Origin of the sequence: Brevibacterium aurantiacum (assembly GCF_900169065.1) — a bacterium.
GTDB classification, from domain to species: domain Bacteria; phylum Actinomycetota; class Actinomycetes; order Actinomycetales; family Brevibacteriaceae; genus Brevibacterium; species Brevibacterium aurantiacum.
In genome coordinates, this window is sequence record NZ_FXZB01000037.1 from 1 (window position 1) to 25,085 (window position 25,085).

Consider the following 25,085-nt stretch of genomic DNA (forward strand, 5'->3'; position numbering starts at 1 on the left):
GCATTCAGCGATTGACTACCGCCCGCCGTTCGAGGTCCATTCGGAATGGATCAACCAGTCCGCGATTGAACCCGCGGCTGCTTAGGAAACCAAGAAAAGGAGCCTCTACGAAACCCGGTGCTTGACACACCGTCTACGGCCCCTTTGACACCGACACGGTCCTGACTGATGAACTGGTGGTTGATGACGCTCCGGTGTTGACGGTGCTCACGACTCCGGCACGCAACGGCACCTACCAGCTGGGCTATACCGATGCAGATCAGATTCGCCCCACCGAGCCGGGCTACTACGTGATTGTCTCAGATTTTGCAGGCGATGACCGGGTGCAACCGTTCCGCTCCTCACCGGCGGACATTCTGGAACGCTTCTACGTACCCCAACCGCCCGCACCGGGTGTGGAGGTGACGGTGACGACGAAGGCGACCCCGGAAGCGTTCGTCGGCGACCCGATCAGCGACACCGCGATCGTCGAAGGGCATGTGCCCGACGGCGCATATCTCGTGTTCCGCGCCTACGGCCCATACTCCGAGCAGCCGATGATGGGTGAAGAGGGGGAACCGTTCTTCATCTCCGACGAAATCCCGGTGGATGGGGCTGGCGAGTATGAATCCGGGGTCACGAGCGTGGATACGGCGGGGCTCGTGTTCTGGGTCGAAACGCTCCACGCCCCAGATGGTGCCGTGCTCGCGGAGGGCTTCATCGGAGCGCCCGGTGAAACGACCATCGTGCACGAACGTCCCACCGACGTCACCGTGACGACGAAAGCGGTCCCCGAGGTGACGCTCGGCGATCCAGCTCACGACGTCGCTATTGTCACCGGCGATGTGCCAGAGGGTGCGATGCTCGTGTTCCAGGCCTACCGCCAAACCGGCGCTGAGGCGGTGTGTGACGTCGAGAACCTGGTGTTCGACACGCACGACGAACTCATCCCGGTCACTGGGGCAGGCGAATATGTGTCGGCCGAAGTGGTGTTCGAGGAAGTGGGCACGTACTTCTGGATCGAAACGCTCTACGACCGGGACGGTGAGATGCTGCACCGCGGTGAGTGCGGAGCAGCAGGTGAGACCACGAAGGTGGTCGAGAAACCGGTGACCCCGTCTGGACCTCCGTCGCTTGCGGTCACTGGAGCCGGATGGTCCTGGGCAGGGATTATCGCCGCGCTGATGCTGACCGCGACTGGCGGGATCCTCTGGTTCGGGAGGAAGCTCGCCCTGTATCGGGAGCGCACCGGGTACGTTCGCGACGAGGATCTCGCCGCGGAACTCGAGGAACTCACGCAGGAGTAGCCCAGGGCAGAAATGATGAGTGAGGGGCTGCGCCACTGGATGGTGCAGCCCCTCACTCATCTGTCTATTCGTTATTGGAGTGTTCGTGCCAGGTGTCGGCGATGAACTGTGCCACGGCGACTGTGGAGTTGAACACAAGGCGGGCATGTCTCGGGGAGGCTGGGCTCAAATCGCTGGCACCGTGTCCGTTACCGATGGAGTTTCGCGATTCGGCGATGGACTGCACCGTAGTGGTGAGCGCGCGCATAGCCTTTCGCAAGGCATCGCTGCCGCGTGAGTCACCTTCGACCGCATTCGCATTGATGTTGAGGCTTGATGAGACCTTCGCGAACAACCCGGGAAGCTCATCTCGCTCAGAGAACTCGACGCCGAGGTCAGTAAGGACGATCTTGCACTGGCTCTCGATCAAGTTCTTGCACGAGGAGATAGCGGTAGCAGGGTCATCGTTCAGATCGCGGTCGATCATGTCCAGGTGTCGCCGGAGAACCGCATTCTCAGTGAGATCTGGTGTCTGGGTCAGAGTCAGCGTTGCGGGCGCGTGATAGGCAGCGATGTGTCGTGACGCATAGATGACGCGGTCGCCGAAGTTATCCGCCGGATAGAGTTCGAATCCGTCGCGGCGGAGCGTGTCGTTGTAAGCGGTCACCATCGCCGCAGCCGCTTCAGGATCGTCCCGCACAACTGGGTGCACCGTTTCGACAAGGAAGTTCAGAAGGTTCTCGTCGGTGCCGTCTCGGAGCTGGAATCGGTCGTCGCTGAAGACCCAATCGTCTTCCCAATCCCAGTTGTTGACGGTGTGCTGGTAAATGTCGCCAGTGGCGGTGTTATATCGAGAATCCGTGCTGGGCAGCAGCTCTAGTTTGTAGAGGCGCGCTAGGAATTCGGGGTGCTCCAACCGTCCGGACCAGCGGTATTCGGATAGGGCGAGCCAGTCGAGCAGATTGTTCCGGGTACTGCGGTTGATCCGCCTCCCGCTCACAGAAGTCATACATTGAGTTTATCGAGGCAACTTCTGGGCTCATCGGAGGGTTCGACCACTCTGATCACGGATGGTCGCTGCGCCAGATGTCTGGTCAGTGTGCTCTGACTCACGGATACGGGTGCGGGCGCGTTGGTAGTCGATACGTTGCGCATCATCCGCCGGGACTGGCCCGAGCGGGCTTGTCGAGGTGATGCCCCACCGATCCCGATACGCGACAACCGCCCGCACCGTGCTCTGCCGCACCGCCGGGTCAGCAATGTCGAGCGCCGTGACCCAGGGCTCAGCGTGTTCGAGCACCGCCTGGGTGAGGATGTTGAGCCGCGCCTGCATGAGCTGCTCCCGTTCCTCAAGGGCTTGCCGCATGGCAGGGTCGGTGATGCCCGTGGCCCGGGGCACCAGACCGATGATCAGGCCGGGAGCCTGGCGCGACGAAGCGGGGTAGGTCGCCGTGACTTTCTGGATCCGGAACCGCAGCAGCGATCCGAGATCTTCAACGTCTTCGAGGTTTCCTGCGCGGATGACGCGTGAGAGGAGGTCGTCGATGTTGTGCCCCTCGGCTTCGAGGCGACGAAGCTCCGTGGTGAGGATCCCAAACGAGTCCGTCTCCACAAGATCGTCAACGACGGCGGTGCCGAGGCCTGCTGTTTCGAGGAGGGTGACCCACCGGGATTGTTGGGCTTCCGTGGCGATGGTCTCGTATTCGGCGGCCAGCTGCGCGAGCGACCCCCACATGTCTTGTTCTGCGGTGATGGTGTCATGTGCGGACTGTTCGGCACCGACATGTTGGAGGATGCCATAGAGAATGCTTCGTGCGCTCAGTTCCAGGTCGTCTCGGTGTTGATGTTCTTCCAGATGATGCTGGTCGGTGGCGACATAGACGCGGTTGGATTCTCGGCCGCGGGTCATCGCGACGTAGAGCGACTCACGGGTGACTTCCGGTGAGTGGACGATCGCGTGAGCGGTATCGACGGTGGAGCCCTGTGCCCTGTGCGCGGTGATCGCGTATCCGAGGTCGACCTGGTCAGCAACGTAGGCTGCGGGCAGAATGATCGTGGTCCGCCACCGAGAGTGTGCCCGGCGGACCGTGAGGGATCCGTCGTCGTGTGCGTGGGTGACGTGCCAACGGTCTCCGTTCTTCACCCAGCCGCGTCCAAGGGAGAGGCGGCGGTCGTTTCGCCTGGTGATGACCAAGTCGCCGCGGGAGGCTTCGTTCCCGTCGTGCAACTTCACCCCATCCAGGGCGACATCTCCAGCGAGGATTCGGTCGGTGCGGGCACGCGTATTCAGCTCGGATACAGTGTCGAGGGTCTCCGCGATCAGCACCGACGTCTTGCCCGCGGCTTGGTCGCTGACCCAGGCTTGGTAGGCGGCGTCGAGGATGTCTTCGTAGGTTCCCGGGGTGACGCGGTCATGCTTGAGGTAGGTGTCGATGACGTCGGTGTCGCCGAGGCGTAGCTGCAGGGAGGCGTGTTTCTCCCAGTCGTTGCGGAAGCGGCGTACGTCCAGCAGCTCCGGTGCGTCGCCTCGATCTCGGACGAGCATCCCGAATGCTCCACCCGCGTCGACCGCGGCCAGCTGCGCCCAATCACCCACCAGCAGTACCTTCGCGCCCGCGTCGGCGGCGTGGGCGGTGATCGTGTCCAATGCGAGGGTTCCCGCGAGGGACGCTTCGTCGATGATCACCAGTTGACCAGCGGTGAGGTTCCAGGTGCCGCGGCGGTGCTCGTGCAACCATTTCGCGGTGTTCTCGGTGCTGATGCCGAGGTCCTGGGCGAGGACATCCGCTGCGGCTGCGGACGGGGCCAAGCCGACCACGGACCCGGCACCGTGGTTCTTCTCCCACGCCCTGCGGAGGGCGCTCATGGTCGTCGTTTTCCCTGTACCTGCGGGGCCGACCAGGACATCGAGAGTGCGACCGGAGATGCCGATCTTCGCGATCGCCTGCTCCTGATCCACCGACAGCACAAGCCCAGCAGCACTCTTCGACCGCGCAGCATGTTCAATCCACGCCAACGGCACCGTCGGAGCCATCCGTGACTCTGAAGCGGCAAGGAGTCGGTCTTCCGCGGCAAGCACACGCTCGGAGGAGAACACGGTCGATGCCTTCGGCCGGAACACGCTCTGTCCGTCGTGTTGTTGGAAGATGGGTGGGCTGGAGGCGAGCTCCGGCGGCGTCAACCGCAACGACGCTTTCTCCGCGGCATCGACGATTTGCCCGGTGATCAGGTCACGGTCGGTCGCAGAGGCGAACCGGAGGCCCATGGTTTGTCGGACGGCTTCGGCGTGCAAATTCCATCGTTTCCACGTCGCCCGCCGGTCACCCACCTGCGCCACCACACTCTCAGCGACCGTGCGCAGGTCATCGAGCGGGATATCATCCGCGCGCAGCAACGGCTCCCGCACACTCCCCACTACGAGGGCGCTTGCCCACGTCGGAGCATCTTCACCGAGCACGCGGGTGGCGCGCTCCCGCCACGCAGTGGTGAGGTCGCTGAGTGAATGATTCTGCTTTGGCGGACGAGTCTCCAGCGTCGCCCGCTGTCGGAATTGCCACAGCAGTTTCGAGGATGGTTGCCGCCCATGCTTGGCAACATATTCGGCCACGAGCCGGTCTTTAACCTGTTCGATGCCGCGCGTGCGGGAGGAGAACTCGTTCATCAGCGACTGTGGGACACCGGTGATCTCCCACGCCGTCGATCTGCCCGTCCCGCGGTCGCGCGCCTCCCACCCGACACCCAGGATCGCGGCGAGGTGATCAGAGAGAACCGCGTTGTAATGCTCCGACAGCCCCGTCACCGCCGTATGCAGGGCACGGGAATCCAAGGTGCGCCACTTCCCATCCCGTGCTCCTTGAACGCGATTCGCCACGACTACGTGAGTGTGCAGTTGCGGGTCCGAGGATCGAGAGTCGTAATGATCGTAGGCGGCGGCGATCACACCGCGCACATCAGTTTGCGCGACCGCGCCACGCGGGCCCTTCACTCCCACACGCGTCATCGCGACATCGCGTTCCAACAGCTCCAGGACGTCTTGAATTGCGGCGTGGTGCGCTTGCGCGATCAGGGTCTGCGTTCCACCATCGGCCACCGCCCACAGCGTCGACACTGACTTCGGAACGGAGAAAGTCAGGTCGAACCCTGCAACTGGGGCACCGGTTGGTTTGCTTGCTTCCTCTGCTTCGATGAGCGCCGTCTGTGTGGAGAGTGCGGCCGGAGTGAGGTTCTCGGGTAAGCGTGTGAGGCGCCGCTGCACACGGTCGCTTGCGGTCGCGAATTTGCGGTAAGGGCGGCCCAGTTGCTCCTCCGTGGTTGGGTTCTGGCCGTAACCCATGAGGCGTCGTAGCTGCTCTTCAGACACCGCACCACCGGGAAGAATGTCATCAGAGAGTCCCGCGATGCCGGAGCCGATCCATGTGCCAGGCGGTGTGCCCGATTCGAGGTAATACCGTGTCAGGACGGATGCCGCGTCGCGGTCACCGTCACCGGCGACCACAGAGTTCAGCAGGTACCGGTAGCCGTCACCGGCGGTCATCACACGGATCGAAACTGTCACGTCAACCGCCCCGCACATCGCCCGATACGGCTGGAATCAGGGACGCTCGACCCCGCCACGCTTCGGCGACTCAGCAGCTGTCGGCCGTGACTCGGCGTCCGGGTCGAGCTGACGTTCCCGCTGCTCGAGGAACCGTCGATAGTTGAGAAGCTCCTCTGCAGCGAGCGGATCATGCTCTGGCCACACCAAAGACGACGACTCCGCACTGACTCCCATCAGCGTGTTCCGCAAACTCAGCACCTGGTCCGAAGCCGCCGTCAACAGACCGCCATCGAACATCGCTCGCGCCGAGCCACGCGCTTGATCCCCGAATGTTGTGACCGCGGTCGCACCATGCTCCTGGAACGCAGTGCCGGCAGCATCGATCACTCGATCTATCGACAACAGCATGCCCACAAGAGGATCCACGACATCGGCAACCTGCTCCGGATGCTCACGTAACGCACCCCTCGCCCGGTCCAGCTTCTCGGCCTGTTCAGCGATCGCACGCGCAATTTCGGCAAGATCCGTAGCTGTAGACATCATCGACTCCTTCCATAAGAAACACCGGCTCACTTGGAAGGTGCGCTCACTCTTCAAAACTCAGACCTGCATCCACGCCGCAATTGACGGGGTCTCACCGAGGACTCACTCCTTGGCCAAAATTACGCGTTCAGAGGTGCGTATAGACCGCCGATTTCATCACCGCCGTTGTCTCGGGCAGTGATCCAGGCGTCATGCAACCACATTGCTGTGTTGCGGCGCGAGTGTCCGCTGTTCCACTCGATATCGCGTTCGTAAGTGACGATCTGGTTACCGGCACCAACAATGACCCAGGTATAGAGGCCTAAGCTATGACGGGTTTTGACCTTCATCCCAGAGACAAGTGTTGGCGCTTCGTCTTCGCCTCTTATGGTTTCGTCATGTCGGTCGATCCACTGCACAGTGAGTCCTTCAGTGAAGCCTGAATCGATGCTGCGCAGGAATTCGAATGCCGTGTGGTGGGCTTCTCCAGTTGTCGGGATCGCGTCAGGTTCGAAACCGCTGATTTGGCGGGTGTAGCCGTAGAGGATGCGGTCGTCTCCAAAGACGGTGGTTACGTGTTCGCCCCCGTACTTCGGGTCAGTGCCTGGATGGTGGCGGGTTACGGTGACCGGGGTTGTGCCTTGGTGTTCTTGCCGAGTCGTGACCTCGGTGAACGTTTCAGGGATTCTGAGGGTAGGGAGAAGATGTTCTGACATGGTGTTCCTTTCAGGGATTTATTGAGGCTGCTGTGGGGTTCGAGACCCGAAAATCGTGAATGTGAGGGCGAGTAAGAAAATGGGGATTGCGATGAGTGCCGTGACCTGCACGAGCCCAGTAGTTGATACTTGGGCCAATGTTGCAAGCACCGGGATTGGCAGAGCTGCAAGGCTGGCGCCGAGGAAGAGTGCGAAGGTGTAGAGCGCTGTGACACTGCCGTAATGTTCTGGGGACATGCCGGTGAGGGTTTGGATTGTTGCCGGGGCGAGCACCGACACGCAGGTGGCAAGGAGGAGCATGCCGAATCCTGCGCCCAGGACGCTGTGCCCGGTGATAACAAGCAGGGTGCTTGCAAGCGCTGCGCCGGTAAATGCGGTAATCATGCGTGTACTTGGGCGGATTCGAGTAAGCCAGGGTGAAGCGGCTCCAGCCCAGATCAGAGCGGGCAGTGCACTGAGGCGCAGCATCAGGAGCTCGCTGTCCGGGTAGTGACCGGTGTGCCCGAGGGCTGCGTAGAGCGCGATGAATGGGCCAAGGATCGCCAGCGTTGCGATTAACAGTAAGACAATGCGCAACCTGCCCAAAAGGCCTGCAAGTATCCTCGTGGCGTTCTGACCAGTTTCTGCGCTGCCGGGAGTAGGCCGCAGACCACGCATGGCAAGCACCAGCCCTAAAGTCAGGGTGATCGCGCTGAGGATGAAGAACCAGCGCCATGAGCCCGCTAACACGACGAGCTGCGCGAGGACCTGCGCAAGCACCGCGGCAGCAAGAAAAGAACTGGTCAGTACGGTCACGGCGATTAAGCGGACAGCGGTCGGCAGGCGTGCACCGAAGTATGCGAAAACCGATGGGGCGAAGCTTGCCGCGGCGGCACCTTGCACGATCCTGCCACCGAGAAGCCAAGACATGCTCGGGGCACAAGCCACGAAGACAGTGGCTGCAAGCAGTACGGTCAGGCCGATCAGAAAGCACCTTGTCGCACCATAACGATCGACCGCTGGCCCCCAGACGAGGAAACCAATCGCATAGGCAACCCCGAATAGGGACTGCACCAATTCCGAGGTGCCCGGATCAGCACCGAGGTCGAGGGCCGAAGCCGGACCGAGCACGAGCGCACCGTAGAGCTGTGAGAGCACCACCAGGGCAAGTACTACAAAGAACGTGATCGAGAGAGGCGCTCGATCCAAAATTTTTGGTCGGGTGGCAGGCATGGGTGGCGCGTCAGAAATGATTGGTCGGGAGGTGGGCATACACATCACGCTACAACCAACTGGTTAGTTGGGCAACTATCTGGTTGGTTGCTTCTCAGTGGTGGAGCTTCTACGCTGGGGACATGGCTGGACCAGAAAACACCAAACGAGCGCTCCTTGAGGCGGGCCGTGAGGAGTTCGCGAAGCACGGACTTGCCGGAGCTCGTACGGATAGAATCGCCGCGAATTCCGGTGTGAATAAGCAACGTATCTACGCATATTTCGGCAGCAAACAAGGCATGTTCCATGCCGTGTTATCTGACGCACTGGATTCTCTGCTCGGAATTGTCCCGTATCCCAAAGGAGACTTGCCGCCAGGAGAGTTCCTCTCCGCGTATCTACAAGCAGTCAATGCTTACCATGCCAAGCATCCGGACCTGTTGCGCCTGTTGCAATGGGAAGCACTCGAACCCGACACCGTCGAACCGGAGAGTGATTCCAGATCGGTGTACTACCAGGATAAAGTCACTTCCTTGGCACAACGTCTGAACATCGAGACGAAGGAAGCCGCACCGATCCTGTTTGGAATAATCGGGCTCGCAGCCTGGCCACACATCGTCCCGCAACTGGCCGCTCTCATCATGGACGACTCTCCCAAGCGTGCTCAGAAACAGGCTTTACAGTGGGCAATAAACAGTGTCGCTTCACTCACTGTGAGGTGATGACCTGAAAGATCCTCGGCCGCAGATCTCGGTGCATGAAACCGTGCAGTAGGCAGCGTCTTAGGCTTTCTTGCGGAAATGTTGTCAGGGGTAAGGTGCGCACAGTTTGGGGTGGTCCTACTCCATGGCGCGGGTCGGCTGGGCATCACCAAAGTCGTTCCGGTGACGGTTCTAGCGGATGATCAGGGGCTCATCAGTGTGTTGCCAACCATTGCGTTGATATTCACGCGGGGACATGTCGTGGGCTCGGGTGAAGACCGTGGTAAATGCTGATGGATGTGCGTAGCCAAGCCGACGAGCCGCCTGCGCCACACCAACCCCTTCTTCAAGATAGCGGCGTGCTTCGGTCATGCGTACCTCCGATCGCCAGGCCACATAACTCTGCCCTGTGGTCGCGAGGAAAGCGCGGCCGAGGTCTCTTGCGTCGGCATTGAGTACTTGCGCCCATCGTGTGAGAGTTCGTCGATCCGCTGGATTGTTGCGCACCGCGCGGATGATCTTGTAAACGGGCGTAAATCCCGCCAAGTCTTCGGCTGCTCCGGCTCGCGTCCTCGTGGCATGCTTGAGAAATGAGTGCGTGATCCGGTTCGGGTCGTGCGACGTAGGGCGAACAAGGCTGTAATTGGCGACGAAAGTGTGCAGCAGGTAGAGCTCAGCCTCATCTGGAAATCGCTGGACGAGGTTGCGAGGAAGTCGCGTTTCCGGTGTGCCGTGGCGTGATCCGAGAGGGAGTAGCAGCGAGCCGCGCGAAAGTGTAATGCTGTTGCGAACGCCTGCGGGAAGCCAGATAGCGTCGCCGCGTCGGAGTCGTCGAGTGCGCTCACCGACCATTACTCGCGCGGCACCGCGGTAGAGCCATACCAGGACGTGGAAATCGTTGATCCGATTCCAGGTCTGCGTTGCCGGGACGGACGGCGGTGAAGCCTCAGGTGGAGCCGCCTCAGGTTGCAGTTGAGGCAGCATCAGTTCGCTGAAGTCGGTGGCAAGGGTGTCATCGTGACGGGGAATGACAGGCCGCGCCTTCTTGTACTGGCGGGGGGTCATTCCAGTTTGTGTGTGGAATGCTCTCGTGAATCCAGCGGGAGTGGAGAAGCCGACCTGCCTGCCTGCTTGGCCGATCTCGTGGCCAGCATCCATCAGGGCGGCTGAGGCCGCAACACGTACAGCAGTGCGCCACCGTATGAATGGAAGTCCTGTCTCTTGCAGAAACTGCAGTTGCAAAGTCCGAACGCTGATATTGACCGCTCGTGCGTGGTCTGTCGTCTCGGAGGGATCATCGGGTCCCTGGAGCAGCGAGTGCGCGACCGTCAGGGCTTCAGGTGAGCGGGGCATCGGAGGCAGTGGCACCTGCTCTATAGGCCGCGCTTCTTCCTTAGGTGTCGCGTAGCGAGACCCGGCAACCAGATCGAGGAGGCTGGTGTCGGAGGTTGCGCCCCGAAGGTAGCCGATACTCCGCGCGAACTGGTAGATGAGCCACTCGGACCAGCTGTTTGAGAGATTGATGCGCTGGGGTCGGTCGAGGTTCGGCGCGCGGGTTCCTGCGGCTGGGAAGATCGGGAATGCGACTGAGTCAGCGCCCACCTCCACGGTGTAGGGGATACCGGCAGGCAACCATATGCCCTGCCCGGAGGAGAGTAGGTACTCCTGTTGCGCTGCGCGAACCTCTGCGGTTCCCGCGTGCACCCATAAGAGGGAGGGGTCACGTGTGTTGTGCACAGACACTGCTTGGGAGGTAGGCACCGGTGGTGGGTCGAACAGCACGAGCATGATCCTTTGTTCACTAGTCAGGCATCAGCATCAGAGTATGCGAACTCTGCGCTTACGGATAAATCATCCGACCTAAGTAAGGGTACACTTACTTAGTGAGCCCATGTGTGCCGATGCTTGTGGGGGTGGTCCGTTCTGTCGCTGTAAGGAGATTGTCTATGAGTGTGTCTGCACGTACGTTGCGCTTGGTTCCAGTAGCGCTGCGTGAACTTGCTGTAGGCCGCGTTGTGGACGTGACTTCGGGGATGAAGCGGATCACGCTGACGGGGAGCCAGTTGGGTGAGTTCACCTCGCCAGGGGGAGATCTGCAACCAGCTTTCACCTCACCGGGGTTCGATGACGATATTCGTTTGCTGTTTCCCTATCCAGGTGAGAGTGAGCCGGTCTTGCCTGTGATCGAAAATGGCCGCGTAACGTTCGCGGAAGGGAGGCGCCCCATCGCACGGGCGTACTCGGTGCGACGTTACGACTCGGAATCGCGTGAGCTGGATGTTGATTTCGTGCTGCATGGGCACGGGGTTGCGGCCGATTGGGCTCGGCGGGCACGACCTGGTGACCCGATCCATATCGCGGGTCCGGGCAAGACGCAGAGCCTGCCTGCCGGTTGCGACTGGTTCCTTGTGGCAGGTGACGATACAGCGATTCCCGCTATTGCACGGCTCCTCGAAGAACTACCGTGCGATGCGCGCGGTCAGGTTCTCATCGATGTTGCGGAAGACGATCACCGACAAGAACTCACTGCCCCTGAGGGAATCGAGATCTCCTGGATTCCTCGCCACACTGGCACGCGGCACCCGCTGCTCAACGCGATACGAGGCGTGAACTGGCACGACAATGAGCCGTTTGCTTGGCTCGCTGGCGAACAGGCCGAAGTGCAAAAGATGCGCCGCTTCTTGGTCAAAGAACGCGGTGTCCCAAAGTCCGACATCGATTTCACGGGCTACTGGAAGCGGGGCGCGGCCGGACTCGTCGGCCAGTGAGGCGAAGGGAACATGCATCCCTCACCCACGACCTATCCCACCCGCTCAGTGGTTCTCGGGCACACCAGCAATAAAGAAAGGCAGTCAATGTCAACCACCCTCGCGGCACGCCGCTTGGCGCTTTGTGCATTGTTTCTATTGCCGGGTCTGGCAATGTCGTCCTGGGTCACGCGCACACCAGCGATTCGCGATTTGCTCGGAGCCTCAACCGCGCAGATGGGTATCGTGATCTTTGGTCTATCACTAGGGGCGATGGCGGGGATTCTCTGTTCAGGGCCGCTGTTGGCTCGACTTGGCGCAAAGCCACTGATCGCATTCGGCACGTTGGGTGTAGCCGTGAGCGTGCCCCTCATAGGTCTTGGCGCGGCAGCCCAGATCGACGGATTCGTCATCGCGGCATTGGCGTTGTTCGGTCTGAGCATGGGCGGTAGCGAGATTGCACTGAACGTTGAGGGCGCAGATGTCGAAGCCATCTCTGGCAGACCGTTCCTGCCAGCGTTACATGGTTCGTTTAGCTTGGGCACCCTTATCGGTGCGGCACTCGGAATTGTGGCTACCGCCGCGGATTTCTCAGTTGTCACGCATCTGATGACGATCGGACTGTCCGGCATTGTGATCCTGCTAGTTTGCATACGCTTCTTACCGCCCGCAACCGGTCGCCGACAGAAACCAAATACACCGGCCTATCGTTCTGAGCGAGCAGTATGGCGCGACTCCTCTCTTTGGCTCATCGGAGTCATCGTTCTCGCAATGGCGTTCGCGGAGGGCACGGCGAACGACTGGCTTCCCCTGATCATGGTCGATGGGCATGGTCTGAATCCAGCACTCAGTTCGACGGGCTTCGCGGTCTTCGCCGCGGCGATGACGCTAGGACGGTTCTTGGGAGGACCGGTTGTTCAACGATTCGGGCGTGCCTGGGTGCTCGGAGCGAGCGCTCTGAGTGCCGTTGTTGGAATCTCGCTTGTTGCTTTCGTTGACAATTCAGTCGTGGCGGGGGTTGCAGTTGTGTTGTGGGGTCTGGGCGCGTCTCTGGGGTTCCCTGTAGCGATCTCCTCGGCTGGGGCATCGGGAGAGAACTCGGCAACGCGTGTTGCTTTCGTGACCGTCATTGGATATATCGCGTTCCTGGTTGCTCCACCCCTTCTCGGATTTGTCGGCGAACGTGCCGGACTGCGTGGCGCGCTCGTCATTCCCCTCCTCGTTCTCTTCGTTTCGATCTTCCTCAGCCCGGTCGCCCGGACGCAGCGATCCTCAATTCAGATAGGGAAACCATGAGCCGTTCGCAAGCTAAGCCTTCTCGCATCCTCAGCAGCATCTGTGTTGTTCTCACCATTTCCTTGTTCGCTGCAAGCTGCTCGGCAAAGCCCGAATCCGATAATGCAACAAGACACCCTGAGCAAGCATCTTTACTGCCAGCGGCCGAGCAGACTACAAGCTATCCGCTGACGCTCGAATCACCGTTCGGTGAGACTGTTCTTCCGGAACGGCCTGAACGCATTGCAGCGGTCGCCCCGACAGCGATCGACACTGAGCTGCTTCTCGCCCTCGGCGTGACCCCCATTCTCACGTCAAGTCTCGTGAGTGAAGGCGGTTATCTCGACGATCATGGGGCAGCAGAAATTGAAACCTACGAGTTCGTGTCCGGTGAAGACCTTCCGATAGAAACCATCGCCGCCAGCCACCCTGACCTCATCGTGGCGGTGGGATGGACAGACGGGTTGAGTGGCGTCAACCTTGGCGACTACTACGACCGATTGACGTCAATCGCCCCAGTACTGACCAGTCCCGACACGTCGTCGCAACAGCTCATCCCTTGGCAAGACTCTATTCGCCTCCTTGGATCGACGCTCGACCTCGAAGACGCAGCAACACAAGTTATCGCACATCACCAAGAACATTTCGCCGAGATACGAAAGGAACACCCGGAATTTGCGGGTCTCACCACTAGCTGGGTTCTCCACTTCGGGGCCGCAAATAGCCTCCGCTATATGTCTCCATCGGGATCGGGGACAGAACTCTTTCTCAGCGAGCTTGGGTTCATTCCGAATCCGAAGGCTAATCAGTTCGTAGGCGACCCGTGGGTCAGCAGTGAACTGCTGACCCAAATCGATGCGGATGTTCTCTTGCTGGGCCAGACCGTGAACGCGAGCGATGAAGAAATGCACGAGCTTGTCACCGAAAACACCCTCTTCATGAATCTGGGCGCTGTCACGTCTAGGCATCTCGTCCGGTTGGCTCCGAAGACCGAAGACGACCGAGATCTGCTCTGGACGGTCACGGTAGGCGGACCAATCGGGCAGGAATGGGCCGCAGATTATCTCGTTCCTCTCATCGCCGATGTCCTAACGAAGACTTCATGACCATCCCTCTCATCAATGAACAATCTGAACTATAGAAAGGCAAACACGAATGAAGAAGACCAGACGCTCCCGCGTCGCTGCCAGTATCGGGGCGAGCCTCGCGACAATACTGCTCATCGCGGGCTGCTCCACGAGCCCGGACTCCAACGACAGTCCTGAAGAGCCCGGCGCAAGCGAATCAAGCCTGCTCCCTGCCGCTGAAGGCAAGACCAGTTACCCTCTGACGCTCGAATCACCGTACGGAGAGACGATCCTCGAGGAGCGCCCTGAGCGGATCGCAGCGATCGTCCCGAACGCGATCGACACCGAGTTGCTGCTTTCCTTAGGGGTCACGCCTGTGTTGACCTCGAACTTCGTAAGCGAGGGCGGCTACCTCGAAGAGCATGGGTCAGCCGAGCTGGACACCTACGAGTTCATGATGGGCGAAGACATCCCCATCGAGGCCATCGCAGCGAGCAACCCCGACCTCATCGTCACCGTAGGCTGGGTGCCCGGTTACGGCGAACTGCGTGACTACTACCAGCAACTCTCCAAGATAGCCCCGGTGGTGACAAGCCCGGAATCGTCTCAACGCACCATTCCCTGGCAGGACTCGATCCGCGTCCTAGGTGAGACGCTAGACCTTAGCGGCGCGGCCGAAGCTGTCATTGCGGAACACGATGAACGCTTCGCGCAAGTGCGTGCAGATCATCCCGAGTTCGACGGGCTCACCGCGACCTGGGCGATCTACTACGGCCCAACAAACGGACTGCAGTACTTCTCACAGCCTGGCTCCGCGCCCGCTGCATTCCTGGCCGACCTCGGTTTCAGCGAGAACCCGAACGCCACGGAATTCGTGACGGATACCAAGGTTAGTGATGAACTTCTATCGAAGATTGACGCCGACGTCCTCATCCTTGGACAGAGCGCAGCCGCGAGCGAAGCCGAAATGCAGGAGTTGACAGGTCGCGACCTGTTCCAAAACCTGGGAGCGGTATCGTCCGGTCAGTTTGTCCAGCTGCCGCCGAAAACTGACGACGGCGGCGATCTCTTGTGGGCAATCACCAGCGGCGGACCCATCGGCAATGCTTGGGCGGTCGAACGCGTCGTTCCCCAGATTGCGGACGTGTTCTAACTCGGGTCACGGACTATCGCGGCACCACGGGTCTAGCAGTCCGTGGTGCCGCGATAGCTGAACAACACGAAAGATCGGTCATGACTGTTTCGTTAGTAGGTGCGCGCGAGGCGTGCAGTGCGCTGGGAGAAGGGCACCTCCCAACAAGCAACCGTCGAATATCGGGTGTGATTGTGCTGCTCGCGTTGCTTGTGGTGGTTCTGGCAGCAAGCCTGTCATTCGGCGCGAACCCGTTACCCATCAGCGAGATCTGGCGGGTCGTACTCTCCCCAGATAGCTCCGAGGCAAGCTCCATTGTCTGGACATTACGAGTACCTCGCACGGTTGTGGGGATTGCTGCTGGTGTGGCATTCGGTGTTTCGGGCGCGCTCATCCAGGCGATCACACGCAACCCGCTTGCCGATCCCGGTATTCTCGGCGTAAATGCCGGAGCGGGGTTCGCCATTGTCGTTGGCGTGACGTTGTTCGGAGTCGGAGGAATCACCGGGTACATCTGGTTTTCGTTCATCGGTGCGATCCTTGCCACGGTGCTCGTCTACCTGATCGGGTCAGCGGGACGAGGCGCCTCATCTCCCGTCACACTCGTGCTCGCAGGCATCGCACTTGCCGCTGTCCTCTCAGCTTTCTCAACGTTTCTGACACTGATGGATCAGGAGACGTTCCGTTCCTTCCGGGCTTGGGGGTTGGGTTCCCTCTCGCGCGCCTCACTCGATGACACCGCTTCGGTTGCCCCGTTTCTGGCGGTAGGAATCCTGTTAGCCGCACTGATCAGCAGCTCCTTGAACGCGGTCGCGCTGGGAGACGACCAAGCGACCGCACTCGGAGCAAGCGTCACCCGCACTCGTATTTTGGGGATCATTGCCGTGACGCTCCTCGCAGGTGGCGGAACAGCGCTCACCGGAGGTATCACGTTCGTAGGTCTCATGGTCCCGCACATCGTGCGCTGGTTCACCGGACCCGACCAGCGATGGATCATCGCCTACACCGCCCTCGCGGCACCCTCCATCGTGCTCATCGCAGACGTGCTGGGACGAGTGATCACCCGCCCCGGCGAGATCGAGGCCGGCGTGCTCACCGCACTCATCGGTGCCCCCGTCCTCATCGCACTTGTGCGCCGGCGAAAGGCATCCGGGCTATGAAATCCACTATTCAAATCCCACGACAGATCGATTTCGGTTACCGGAACCGCACAATCCGTACTCAGCGCGCCGTCGCGCTGAGATTCAGCGCACGGAGCATTGCGATCAACTCGATCCTCGCCGTAGTTGCGGTGACCGTTGCGGTGATGTCCCTCGGAATCGGTGACTATCCACTGACAACTGCCCAGGTTGTCCAGTCGCTCTTCGGCCAGGGCGATGACTTCCATCGCCTGATCGTGACGGAATGGCGTCTGCCCATCGCGATCGCGGCAATCCTGTTCGGAGCGCTACTGGGGATCGGCGGTGCAATCTTCCAATCGCTGACCCGCAACCCCCTGGGATCTCCGGATGTAATCGGCTTCGACGCAGGATCGTACACGGCCGTGGTGCTCACAATCCTTGTCGTCGGCGCGAATCAGTACTGGTACATCGCCGCAGCAGCTCTGGTCGGCGGGCTGCTCACCGCAATCGTGGTGTATCTGCTCTCCTATCGAGGAGGCGTGCAGGGTTTCCGCCTCATCATCGTCGGCATCGGAGTTTCCGCGATGCTGGGATCGATCAACGCGTACCTCATCACTCGCGCCGAGATCACCGATGCGATGAGCGTCGGTTTCTGGGCGGCCGGGTCGCTCAGTCGCGTCGGATGGCACTCGCTTGTCCCCGTCATCATCGGGGGCCTGATTGTCTTCATCGGAGTGACGATGTTGGCTCCCGCTCTGCGACAACTGGAACTTGGTGACGACGCGGCACTCGCTCAGGGGGTGAACGCTTCCGTTGCTCGCCCGCTGCTGCTGATCCTGGGAGTTGCGACGACCGCGTTGGTGACAGCTGCTGCCGGTCCGATCGGGTTCGTCGCACTGTCCGCGCCACAGCTCGCGAGGCGATTGACACGGACACCCGGGGTAACCGTGGCTGCGTCCGCGTTCATGGGAGCCGCGCTCTTGTCTCTCGCGCAGTTGCTGTCGCTCGTGATCGCGCAGGTCTACCGGCCTGTTCCGGTTGGCCTCATCACCGTGAGCCTGGGTGGTCTCTACCTAATCTGGCTCCTTATTCGTGAAACAAGGAGAAGCATATGACACGAGTGGACACTCACCCCCTCGCCACTGCTAACACCGCCGAGTTGACCGTACCGACAAGTCGACTGTGGACGGTGAATGCCACGATCGGCTATGACAAGCGCGTCATCAACGAGAACCTGTCGGTGTCGATTCCCGATGAGTCTTTCACCGTGATCGTCGGGCCGAATGCATGCGGCAAGTCGACCCTTCTGCGCGGGCTATCCAGGCTCCTGAAACCAGGATCAGGGCGGGTGGTACTTGACGGACAAGACATCCATTCCTACAAGGCCAAAGAGGTTGCGCGCAAGTTGGGACTGCTACCGCAGACCTCGCTCGCTCCCGATGGGATCAGAGTCGCTGATCTGGTCGCTCGCGGCCGGTATCCGTACCAGAAACTGATCCGACAGTGGACACCGGACGATGAGCAGGCGGTCTCTACCGCGATGGCAGCAACTGGCATCCATGAACTCTCAGACCGGCTCGTCGACGAACTCTCCGGCGGGCAACGACAGCGAGTCTGGGTCGCGATGGCGCTGGCACAGCAGACCGAAATCCTGTTGCTGGACGAGCCGACGACGTTCCTTGACCTGACCCATCAGATCGAGCTGATGGAACTATTCACCGACCTCCACCTTGCCGGGCACACCCTTGTCGCCGTTCTTCACGACCTCAACCAGGCTGCCCGCTACGCAACGCATCTCGTCGCGATGAAGGACGGAGGTGTCGTCGCCGAGGGCCCACCGGCTGAGGTACTGACCTCCGACCTGGTCGAGCAGGTGTTCGGTCTGCGCTGTCTCGTCGTTCCTGATCCCGTCGCAGGAACCCCGCAGGTGGTGCCGCTCGGACGAGACCGGCATCGGAACAAGGAAACTCCGATCAAGGAAGGAGGCACCGAATAGTGCCCGCACTCAACAATGACCCTGCGGCCGCACCGGCCTCACCCATTGCGGCCGCACTGCGCCCCGCGATCCCTGTGCTTACAGCAGCGGTTACCGCCGCCGCGCTTGGTGGCCTCACGATGGTCGGAGCCTTATGGTTCACCGTGCAGGTCGTCGCTGCGGTGACACTGACGCATGCGATTTCGGCGTGTGTCTGCTGGCTCATTGGAGGCCTGCTCCTGTCCGTCTCGTCGTGGCTCGCACATCACGGGGAGGCAAGATTCTCCGCACGGCTACGGCGCGATACCGCTCGCCATCTCGCGCACATGCCGATGAGCACGGTCTCACGGTATGGCGCTGACGCGCTGCGTCGTCTGGTAGGCGAAGACATTGCCGCGCTACACCACACCGTCGCACATCTGCCCGCGGAAATCGCGACCCTTGCGGTGGTGCCCCTCGCGACAGTAACTCTGCTGGTCGCAGTGGCGGGTCCCCTTACCCTGATTGCGCTGATCCCTGGCCTGCTGGCCGCAGCCTACTATCTGTTCATCGTGCCGCGAAGCTCAGCGAAACACGGAACCGAAACGGTCCGTGTGATGACGGACATCAGGACCGCTGTCGACGACTACGCACGCGGCATTCGCGTGTCCCGCATTTACAGCGCACAGGCCGGGGCAACCGCCAACTATGCCGACGCAGCACGCCGGTTCACCGAGAACATGGTCGCCTGGGTGCGACGGGTCGCGACACTCTCTTCCGTAGCGGTGGCGCTGCTCCAGGCCGTCGCAACCTATGCGATCGCCTACGCCATCGGCTACGACCAAGAGCCGGCAGTGCTCGCCGCCATGCTGCTGTTCGGGCTCGCCGTGGTCACCCCGGCGCTGCGCCTTGGGCATGGCCTGGACTATGTACGAGCGGGCAGCGCCGCGGCCGAACGCATCGCAGCGGTACTCCGCGAACCGACCGTCACGGGATCAACCGATCACAGTGACGACCCTGGACTTGAACTCGTCGACGTGCGGATCGGTCAGGACGACCGCACACTCATCCACAGTCTTTCCCACACATTCTCACCAGGATTAGTCACCGCGATAACCGGCCCCAGTGGCAGCGGCAAGACCACGCTGCTACGTACTATTGCCGGGCTGGAAACGCTCGAAAGCGGCGTGATCCGGTACCCCCACAGGGAGACGAACAGCGAGAAGACGTCACCCGACTCGGTGTTACTCATTCCACAAGGTGGGGATGTGCTCTCCGGGACGATCCGCGAAAATATCGCGCTCTCGACCCCAGAGGCCACCGATGATGAGATCAGCACCGCGCTTCGACGTGCGCAACTCGACCTCCCCCTGGATACCGCGACGACCACCCTGTCGGGCGGTGAACGTCAACGAGTCGGACTCGCCCGCGCGTTCCTCACCGATGCCCGTGTGATCCTGCTCGATGAACCCACCAGCGCGCTGGATAAGGACACGAGCGGGCGGCTCGTCAGCGAGCTACACACATTCGTCATGGAGGAATCGAAGACGCTCTTGATTGTCACCCACGATCATGGACTGGCCGAGGGCGCCACAGCACAGCTCAAGCTCACCGGCAACTCGGTCACGGTAGCCGGAGGAACCCGATGAACACGCAGCACACCCAGACCCTTCCTGCAGCGGCTCGCCGCAGACTGGTACTCATATCACTTGGCTGGGCACTCGTCGCGCTGGCCGAGGCGACGGCCTACACTGTGCTCGCCCTTGCGATCGCAAAGCACCAGCCACCGGGAATGGTGATCGCGACTGCGGCCGTCGCCCTGTTTATCACCGTGCTCGTCTCGCGCAGCGGCTACCTCACCGGGGCAAGGCTGGCCGGAGATCTCTTCCAAGGAGTTGGCGCGGCCTTCTCCCACGCCAAACTCTCGTGGTTCACCGAGAAGAACCGAACTCTTGTCGGCACGGTCGCCGGACAATCAATCCCCGCCCTGATGAGCGTTCCCGCCCATCAGCTGCAGACGTTCATTCTCTCGCCGCTCATCCCGCTTCTCTTGCTTGTCGGTATCGCGATCGTCGCTGGCCCCCTCACCATGCTTCTGGTGGCCGGGCTTGTCATCATCGCGTTCCTCGCACAACTACTCGCTCAACGAGCCCTCAGCCGTGCAGACGCAGGCCGAAACACTGTCGAGCAGGCCACCACCGAGGCATCCCTGGAATTCATCGATCACCTCGAACTGCTGCGGACCGCCGCAGGGCCAGACCGAGCCGTGGCGCGCCTGGAAGACAGATGGGACTCGGAAGAGGCTGCGCTCGCGCGTACGAACCGTGTATCGACTCCCGCGACCTTCGTTTCTAGTCTCGCGAGCATTCTGCCGCTTGCTGGTGTCCTCCTCTTCATCGCGTCGACAGCCATTGATGACCCGGCTACGGCACTGGCGCTCATCATCCTCACCGCCCGTGCATCTGCACCTTTGGATGCTCTCGCCCTGGCGGGGGTCTCGATCAACGAATTGCGTACCACGATCAACCGGTATCGCGCGGTGCTCTCGGCCCCGGTCTTACCCGAGCCGACCAAATCTGTCCAGAGCGTCGGCCATGCGATGACAGTGAATGATGTCTCGCACATCACCGTGCTGAAAGGGATCTCTACCGAGGTGCCCGAGGGCTCTACGACGATCATCACTGGTCCGACCGGAAGCGGCAAGAGCACCCTGCTTTCCCTGCTGATGCGGTTCGACGATCCTGACAATGGGCGTATCGAACTCGGCGGGGTCGACCTCACAGACATGCGATACGAAGACCTCGCGCAACGGATCGGCTATGTGCCGCAGGATCCTGTCGTGTTCGACGGAACACTGGCCGACAACATCCGTCTCGGCGACCCATCGGCCACCGATGAAGAGATCATCCATGCGGCAAAACAAGCCGCACTCGGTCAAGTCATCGAGCAATCACCGCTCGGGATTCAGCAATCAGTAGGCCACCACGGAAACGCACTGTCAGGCGGTGAACGCCAACGAGTCGCGATCGCCCGAGCCCTCCTTAAACAGGCACCGATCCTCATCCTCGACGAGGCGACCTCCGCCCTCGATACCGCCACGGAAGCGAAGATCGCCGAAACGATCCGCGCGCTCCCATGCACGAAGATCGTCGTCACTCACCGCGACGCGGACACAACCTGGCAGCCGACAGGTCACATTGCGCTCGGAGCACCAAGTGGTCGGAACACCAACGACCTCTGGTGAAAATGAAGTGAATTTGTTTGGGTCAGGCGGGCTGCCAGTGTTAGTGCGGGATCAGACAGCGCAGGTTCCGTCCGGCCCGTTGCGTGTGGCTGCGGTGAAGGTCGTGTTCGTGCTCTCAGGATGGGGACGCCTGCACACTCCAACAGGTGAGGAGCTATTGGGCGCGGGCAGTATTTTGACGATTCCAAATGGTATTGAGTGTCGCGGGTTTCCAGCAGAACATATGCGAACAGTGACTTTCTACATTCATCCCGGATTTCTAGCCGATCAGGTGCGGTGGCTGTCTGCAGCACACCCTCTGGTACACCATCTGCACCGTGCTCTCCACAAGAATTCTGAGCTCGGAACGTTGCGACTCTCGCCGGGAGCGTTGCTTGAACTCACTCCCAGCCTGCTCCGCCTCGCACACAAACCTGAGACTACTACGAGCGACTTTACCGTGCTCGCAGGAGCCTCGGAGGTGTTCGATGCGGTAGGAAAACTGACCGGCGTTGCCTCAGGCAGCACCGATCGTATCGGGGCGTTCCCAAGACGAGAAGTGACCATGGCAGTCGCCCTGCTACAGGCAAATCTGAATCACCCCTGGCGCGTCGATGAACTCGCTCGGGAGATTGCCCTGTCATCGTCACAGTTGACCCGGCTTTTCCGCTCGCATGTGGGTGTCGCTCCCGGGACTTTTCTTCGTCAGCTTCGGGCGGATCGGCTGGCTGAGCTTCTTGCCACGACGGACCTTTCGGTGAGCGAGGCTGCGGCACGCGCAGGCTGGGGTGCCAGTACGCTTGCCTCCCGGTCGTTTAAGCAGCGGTACGGGGTCTCGCCGAGCATCTACGCGCGCTTCCATCGTGGCGAGAAGAACACACTCCTCACGCTGAGCGATCAGACTTCGTGAACCGATGCCAGCAAAGCTTGGGATGTCCTTTTCCGCACAAAGAGGGCTAGTTAGCTGCCTGATAGTATGGCACTTAATGAATAAGGGTGTGGTCGTCAAACACGACTTTTTGCTGGCTCACGTTGATCACGATGAGTCTGCTCAAGTCGTGATGGCGGTGCTGTCTGCGGCGCGGCGCATCGATGACGCATGCGCCCACCTGCTGGCGCGGCATGGGCTTTCCGAGGGAAGGTTCGCAGTGTTGCTCGCGGTCAGCGAGCGTGATGACGCGAGTCCCGGGTGGATCGCCGAGCGGCTTGGGGTGACTCGCGCAACGGTCACTGGTCTTCTTGAAGGGCTGGTCAAAAGTGACTTTGTCGTGCGCATGGCCGCGCCAGGAGACCGCCGTTCGCACAACATCAAGCTCACGGAGGCTGGGGTCGCTGTTGTGAAAGAACTCGTACCCGTATACAAGGAGTGGTTGCGCCAGATCGCGGACAAGGTTGCGACGCCGCAAGACATTATCTCGAGTCTGGAACAGCTACGGCACAACCTGAGATCAGGAGCACCAACGAAGGGGGGTCATGAGTCGTCCTAGAACGGTTGCAGGGTTTGTGCCCGAACGGTTGCAGCAGTTACAGGCTGGGAGTATTGCAACGAGCACGCCCACCGAAGCATTAGCGATCGATCAGGGGTGTTGCTGCGCAATGTGCTCCCTGACGCTCCTGAACGTTTGCATGACGCTGCACGTGCGACGCAAAGCCAGGGAATTTTGGCGAGGATGCAACCCATCGGCGAGGCACTGCACAATCATCTTGGTACTGCAGACCCGGATCGCTGAGCTACGCACCGCTCAGACACGGTGCGTGGGTGGGCATGTTTCGCGGTTGCTGCTGGCCCGATCTTCCAAACCGCCGAAACCTTGCTGCCAGTGTTACGGCCAGCAGCCGATGATCAGCATTTCGCGGTTCGGGAATGGGCGTGGATGACGGCCAGGCCCACGCTCACAGCGCACCTCATCGAGAGCATCACGGTGCTTTCTGTTTGGACAGGTACAGATTCAGAACGCATCCGCCGGTTCACGAGCGAAGCGCTATGCCCGCGAGGAGTGTGGGCCAAACATATCGCCGCCCTCAAACACGACCCTGAGCTGGGGTTACAGATCCTCGAACCCTTACGCAGTGACACGTCACGCTATGTGCAAGACTCTGTCGCGAACTGGATCAATGATGCCTCGAAAACCCAGCCCGAATGGGTCGGGCAGTTCGCTGATCGGTGGCTTCAAGAAAGCCCCACCCCCGAAACCACGCGCATCGTGTCCCGCGGCCTCAGGTCGATACGAGACTGAGCGATGCAAACCGAGGAAGTACTGGAGACGGAGTTCGCGCGCAGCACGACGATCCCACACGTCGAGGCGAGACGCTCCTCTCAGGAGAATTCCTGCTACCGCCCACACACGCATGACACGTTCTCGATCGGGCTCATCGATTCGGGTACCTCGGTGTTCGCTGGCCCGCTCGGCGGCAGCGTACACCTGCGCCCGGGTGATGTGATTGTCATCGCAGCCGACCAGGTGCATCAGTGCAACCCTTATGGTGGTCGGTGGGTCTATCAAATGATCCACATGGATCAGGGCTGGGCAACAGACCTCGCGCCCGACGGATCTGCACAGGCACTATTTTCTAGCATCACCGTCCTGCGCCACCCGAACCTGCACGCGAGGCTCAGCGCATGGAACAGCCGCATCTTCGAGGACGAGAGCCGAGAACGTCTCGAAACTGATTTTCGTATGCTGTTGCGTGACCTCTCAGCTGCAGCACCGGACCATGTGGTGACCAGCGACGCTGACCCCGACCTTCGTGAGCGTCTACACCCGGTGATGGAGCGCCTACGATATGACGAATCCAACCCGAGCCTCGACAACCTGGCGGCTCTGGTTGGGATGTCGCGGCACCAGCTGATCCGCTCGGTGAAACGCGCTACCGGGTTGGCACCGTTGGCGTGGAGACAAAACGCCCGCATTATCGAAGCGCGGCACATGCTCCGTGACGGGCATGCTCTCGCCGATACCGCCCACACTCTGGGCTTCACCGACCAGAGCCATTTTCACCGCGTGTTTCGTGCCCACGTCGCCGCCCCACCGGGCCAATACCGTTCCGCAACGTAAGCCGCAGCCGCACGAACGTACAAGACACCACCCCTCACCGTCGCCGAGACTTGACGAGTTCACCGTCAAGATCGGAGGGGAAGTATGGAGCAGTTTGCCGCAGTGGCTCTCGCACACTTTCTGGCGCTGCTCATTCCCGGGGTAGATTTCTTTCTCATCGCCCGCACCGCAATGACCAGCGGTTGGCGAAACGCCACCGGCGCGTGCCTGGGCATCGCCGCCGCGAACGGGATCTTCATCGCGGCAGCATTCTCAGGGATCTCGATCATCTCGCACCCGACCGTGCTCGTCGTGATTCAACTGGCTGGCGGTGCCTTTCTGGTGTTCATCGGAATCGCGTTTATGAGATCAACGCCCCGGCTCAGTCACGATGACGACATGACTATCGAGCAGGCCACTTGGGTGAAGAACTTCGGTCTCGGGATCGCTTCTGGCCTGCTCAACCCCAAGATGTATAGAAGCGGCTTTCGGTAGCGCACGTGGAGTGAAGTGGTAGCACGAGTGCGGGAAACCGGTAGCAGTCTTGCTGTGGGCTTCCCGCGCTCGGCGGTGTTGGTCACGACGGATCGGGTACGCGT

At 60.8% G+C, this 25,085-nt stretch carries 22 protein-coding genes; 16 read left to right on the top strand and 6 right to left on the bottom strand.

Annotation, left to right across the window (positions count from 1 at the left end; all coding sequences use genetic code 11):
• Positions 1 to 176 precede the first annotated feature (176 nt).
• Positions 177 to 1,286, top strand: coding sequence for a hypothetical protein (locus BAUR9175_RS19460; protein ID WP_180959278.1), 1,110 nt, complete (start codon positions 177 to 179; stop codon positions 1,284 to 1,286).
• A 64-nt stretch (positions 1,287 to 1,350) separates the two neighbouring features.
• On the opposite strand, the gene BAUR9175_RS17790 is transcribed toward BAUR9175_RS19460, so the two are convergent.
• From BAUR9175_RS17790 to BAUR9175_RS17810, 5 genes are all read right to left on the bottom strand, one after another.
• Positions 1,351 to 2,274 carry an abortive infection family protein gene (locus BAUR9175_RS17790; RefSeq protein WP_096157934.1) on the bottom strand — a complete coding sequence of 308 codons (924 nt, stop codon included), beginning with the start codon at positions 2,272 to 2,274 and terminating at the stop codon, positions 1,351 to 1,353.
• Positions 2,275 to 2,304: 30 nt separating this feature from the next.
• Positions 2,305 to 5,820, bottom strand: coding sequence for a MobF family relaxase (gene mobF, locus BAUR9175_RS17795; protein WP_101584780.1), 3,516 nt, complete (start codon positions 5,818 to 5,820; stop codon positions 2,305 to 2,307).
• Between the two features lie 36 nt (positions 5,821 to 5,856).
• Positions 5,857 to 6,399 carry a hypothetical protein gene (locus BAUR9175_RS17800; protein WP_141322699.1) on the bottom strand — a complete coding sequence of 181 codons (543 nt, stop codon included), beginning with the start codon at positions 6,397 to 6,399 and terminating at the stop codon, positions 5,857 to 5,859.
• 65 nt (positions 6,400 to 6,464) lie between these two features.
• Positions 6,465 to 7,040: a hypothetical protein gene (locus tag BAUR9175_RS17805; RefSeq protein WP_006822417.1), complete on the bottom strand. Its 576-nt coding sequence runs from the start codon at positions 7,038 to 7,040 to the stop codon at positions 6,465 to 6,467.
• An 18-nt stretch (positions 7,041 to 7,058) separates the two neighbouring features.
• Positions 7,059 to 8,291, bottom strand: coding sequence for an MFS transporter (locus BAUR9175_RS17810; RefSeq protein WP_180959279.1), 1,233 nt, complete (start codon positions 8,289 to 8,291; stop codon positions 7,059 to 7,061).
• Between the two features lie 83 nt (positions 8,292 to 8,374).
• Between BAUR9175_RS17810 and BAUR9175_RS17815 the strand changes: the two genes are divergently transcribed.
• Positions 8,375 to 8,953, top strand: coding sequence for a TetR/AcrR family transcriptional regulator (locus tag BAUR9175_RS17815; protein WP_087053563.1), 579 nt, complete (start codon positions 8,375 to 8,377; stop codon positions 8,951 to 8,953).
• 171 nt (positions 8,954 to 9,124) lie between these two features.
• On the opposite strand, the gene BAUR9175_RS17820 is transcribed toward BAUR9175_RS17815, so the two are convergent.
• Positions 9,125 to 10,720 carry a helix-turn-helix domain-containing protein gene (locus tag BAUR9175_RS17820; protein ID WP_180959280.1) on the bottom strand — a complete coding sequence of 532 codons (1,596 nt, stop codon included), beginning with the start codon at positions 10,718 to 10,720 and terminating at the stop codon, positions 9,125 to 9,127.
• A 158-nt stretch (positions 10,721 to 10,878) separates the two neighbouring features.
• Between BAUR9175_RS17820 and BAUR9175_RS17825 the strand changes: the two genes are divergently transcribed.
• The 14 genes from BAUR9175_RS17825 to BAUR9175_RS17890 all read left to right on the top strand — a co-directional run bounded on the left by BAUR9175_RS17825 (position 10,879) and on the right by BAUR9175_RS17890 (position 24,981).
• A complete protein-coding gene (locus tag BAUR9175_RS17825; protein WP_006822421.1) occupies positions 10,879 to 11,700 on the top strand; it encodes a siderophore-interacting protein in 822 nt (273 codons plus the stop codon).
• An 87-nt stretch (positions 11,701 to 11,787) separates the two neighbouring features.
• The gene (locus tag BAUR9175_RS17830; RefSeq protein WP_101584775.1) at positions 11,788 to 12,975 is read left to right on the top strand and encodes an MFS transporter; all 1,188 of its coding nucleotides are present in this window, start codon (positions 11,788 to 11,790) and stop codon (positions 12,973 to 12,975) included.
• Positions 12,972 to 14,060 (top strand): ABC transporter substrate-binding protein, encoded by a 1,089-nt coding sequence (locus BAUR9175_RS17835; RefSeq protein WP_006822423.1) that lies wholly within the window; start codon positions 12,972 to 12,974, stop codon positions 14,058 to 14,060. The genes BAUR9175_RS17830 and BAUR9175_RS17835 overlap by 4 nt, the downstream gene beginning before the upstream one ends.
• 49 nt (positions 14,061 to 14,109) lie before the next feature.
• On the top strand, positions 14,110 to 15,174 hold the full coding sequence (locus tag BAUR9175_RS17840) for an ABC transporter substrate-binding protein (protein WP_006822424.1): 1,065 nt from the start codon (positions 14,110 to 14,112) through the stop codon (positions 15,172 to 15,174).
• A 194-nt stretch (positions 15,175 to 15,368) separates the two neighbouring features.
• Complete coding sequence (locus BAUR9175_RS17845; RefSeq protein ID WP_257944370.1) at positions 15,369 to 16,313, top strand: FecCD family ABC transporter permease; 945 nt, start codon at positions 15,369 to 15,371, stop codon at positions 16,311 to 16,313.
• On the top strand, positions 16,310 to 17,389 hold the full coding sequence (locus BAUR9175_RS17850) for a FecCD family ABC transporter permease (RefSeq protein ID WP_101584777.1): 1,080 nt from the start codon (positions 16,310 to 16,312) through the stop codon (positions 17,387 to 17,389). Before BAUR9175_RS17845 ends, BAUR9175_RS17850 begins: the two co-directional genes overlap by 4 nt.
• Positions 17,386 to 18,270, top strand: a complete 885-nt coding sequence (locus BAUR9175_RS17855) for an ABC transporter ATP-binding protein (protein WP_006822427.1) — start codon at positions 17,386 to 17,388, stop codon at positions 18,268 to 18,270. The genes BAUR9175_RS17850 and BAUR9175_RS17855 overlap by 4 nt, the downstream gene beginning before the upstream one ends.
• A 119-nt stretch (positions 18,271 to 18,389) precedes the next feature.
• On the top strand, positions 18,390 to 19,877 hold the full coding sequence (locus tag BAUR9175_RS17860; protein WP_443090119.1) for an ATP-binding cassette domain-containing protein: 1,488 nt from the start codon (positions 18,390 to 18,392) through the stop codon (positions 19,875 to 19,877).
• Complete coding sequence (locus BAUR9175_RS17865; RefSeq protein ID WP_087053560.1) at positions 19,874 to 21,472, top strand: ABC transporter ATP-binding protein; 1,599 nt, start codon at positions 19,874 to 19,876, stop codon at positions 21,470 to 21,472. The genes BAUR9175_RS17860 and BAUR9175_RS17865 overlap by 4 nt, the downstream gene beginning before the upstream one ends.
• Complete coding sequence (locus tag BAUR9175_RS17870; RefSeq protein WP_006822430.1) at positions 21,444 to 22,361, top strand: AraC family transcriptional regulator; 918 nt, start codon at positions 21,444 to 21,446, stop codon at positions 22,359 to 22,361. The genes BAUR9175_RS17865 and BAUR9175_RS17870 overlap by 29 nt, the downstream gene beginning before the upstream one ends.
• A gap of 76 nt (positions 22,362 to 22,437) precedes the next feature.
• Complete coding sequence (locus tag BAUR9175_RS17875; RefSeq protein WP_164513769.1) at positions 22,438 to 22,938, top strand: MarR family winged helix-turn-helix transcriptional regulator; 501 nt, start codon at positions 22,438 to 22,440, stop codon at positions 22,936 to 22,938.
• Between the two features lie 387 nt (positions 22,939 to 23,325).
• Positions 23,326 to 23,688, top strand: coding sequence for a DNA alkylation repair protein (locus tag BAUR9175_RS20005; protein WP_205676911.1), 363 nt, complete (start codon positions 23,326 to 23,328; stop codon positions 23,686 to 23,688).
• A gap of 3 nt (positions 23,689 to 23,691) precedes the next feature.
• Positions 23,692 to 24,507, top strand: coding sequence for an AraC family transcriptional regulator (locus BAUR9175_RS17885; protein ID WP_087053556.1), 816 nt, complete (start codon positions 23,692 to 23,694; stop codon positions 24,505 to 24,507).
• A gap of 102 nt (positions 24,508 to 24,609) precedes the next feature.
• A complete protein-coding gene (locus BAUR9175_RS17890) occupies positions 24,610 to 24,981 on the top strand; it encodes a LysE family translocator (protein ID WP_257944369.1) in 372 nt (123 codons plus the stop codon).
• Positions 24,982 to 25,085: the final 104 nt, after the last annotated feature.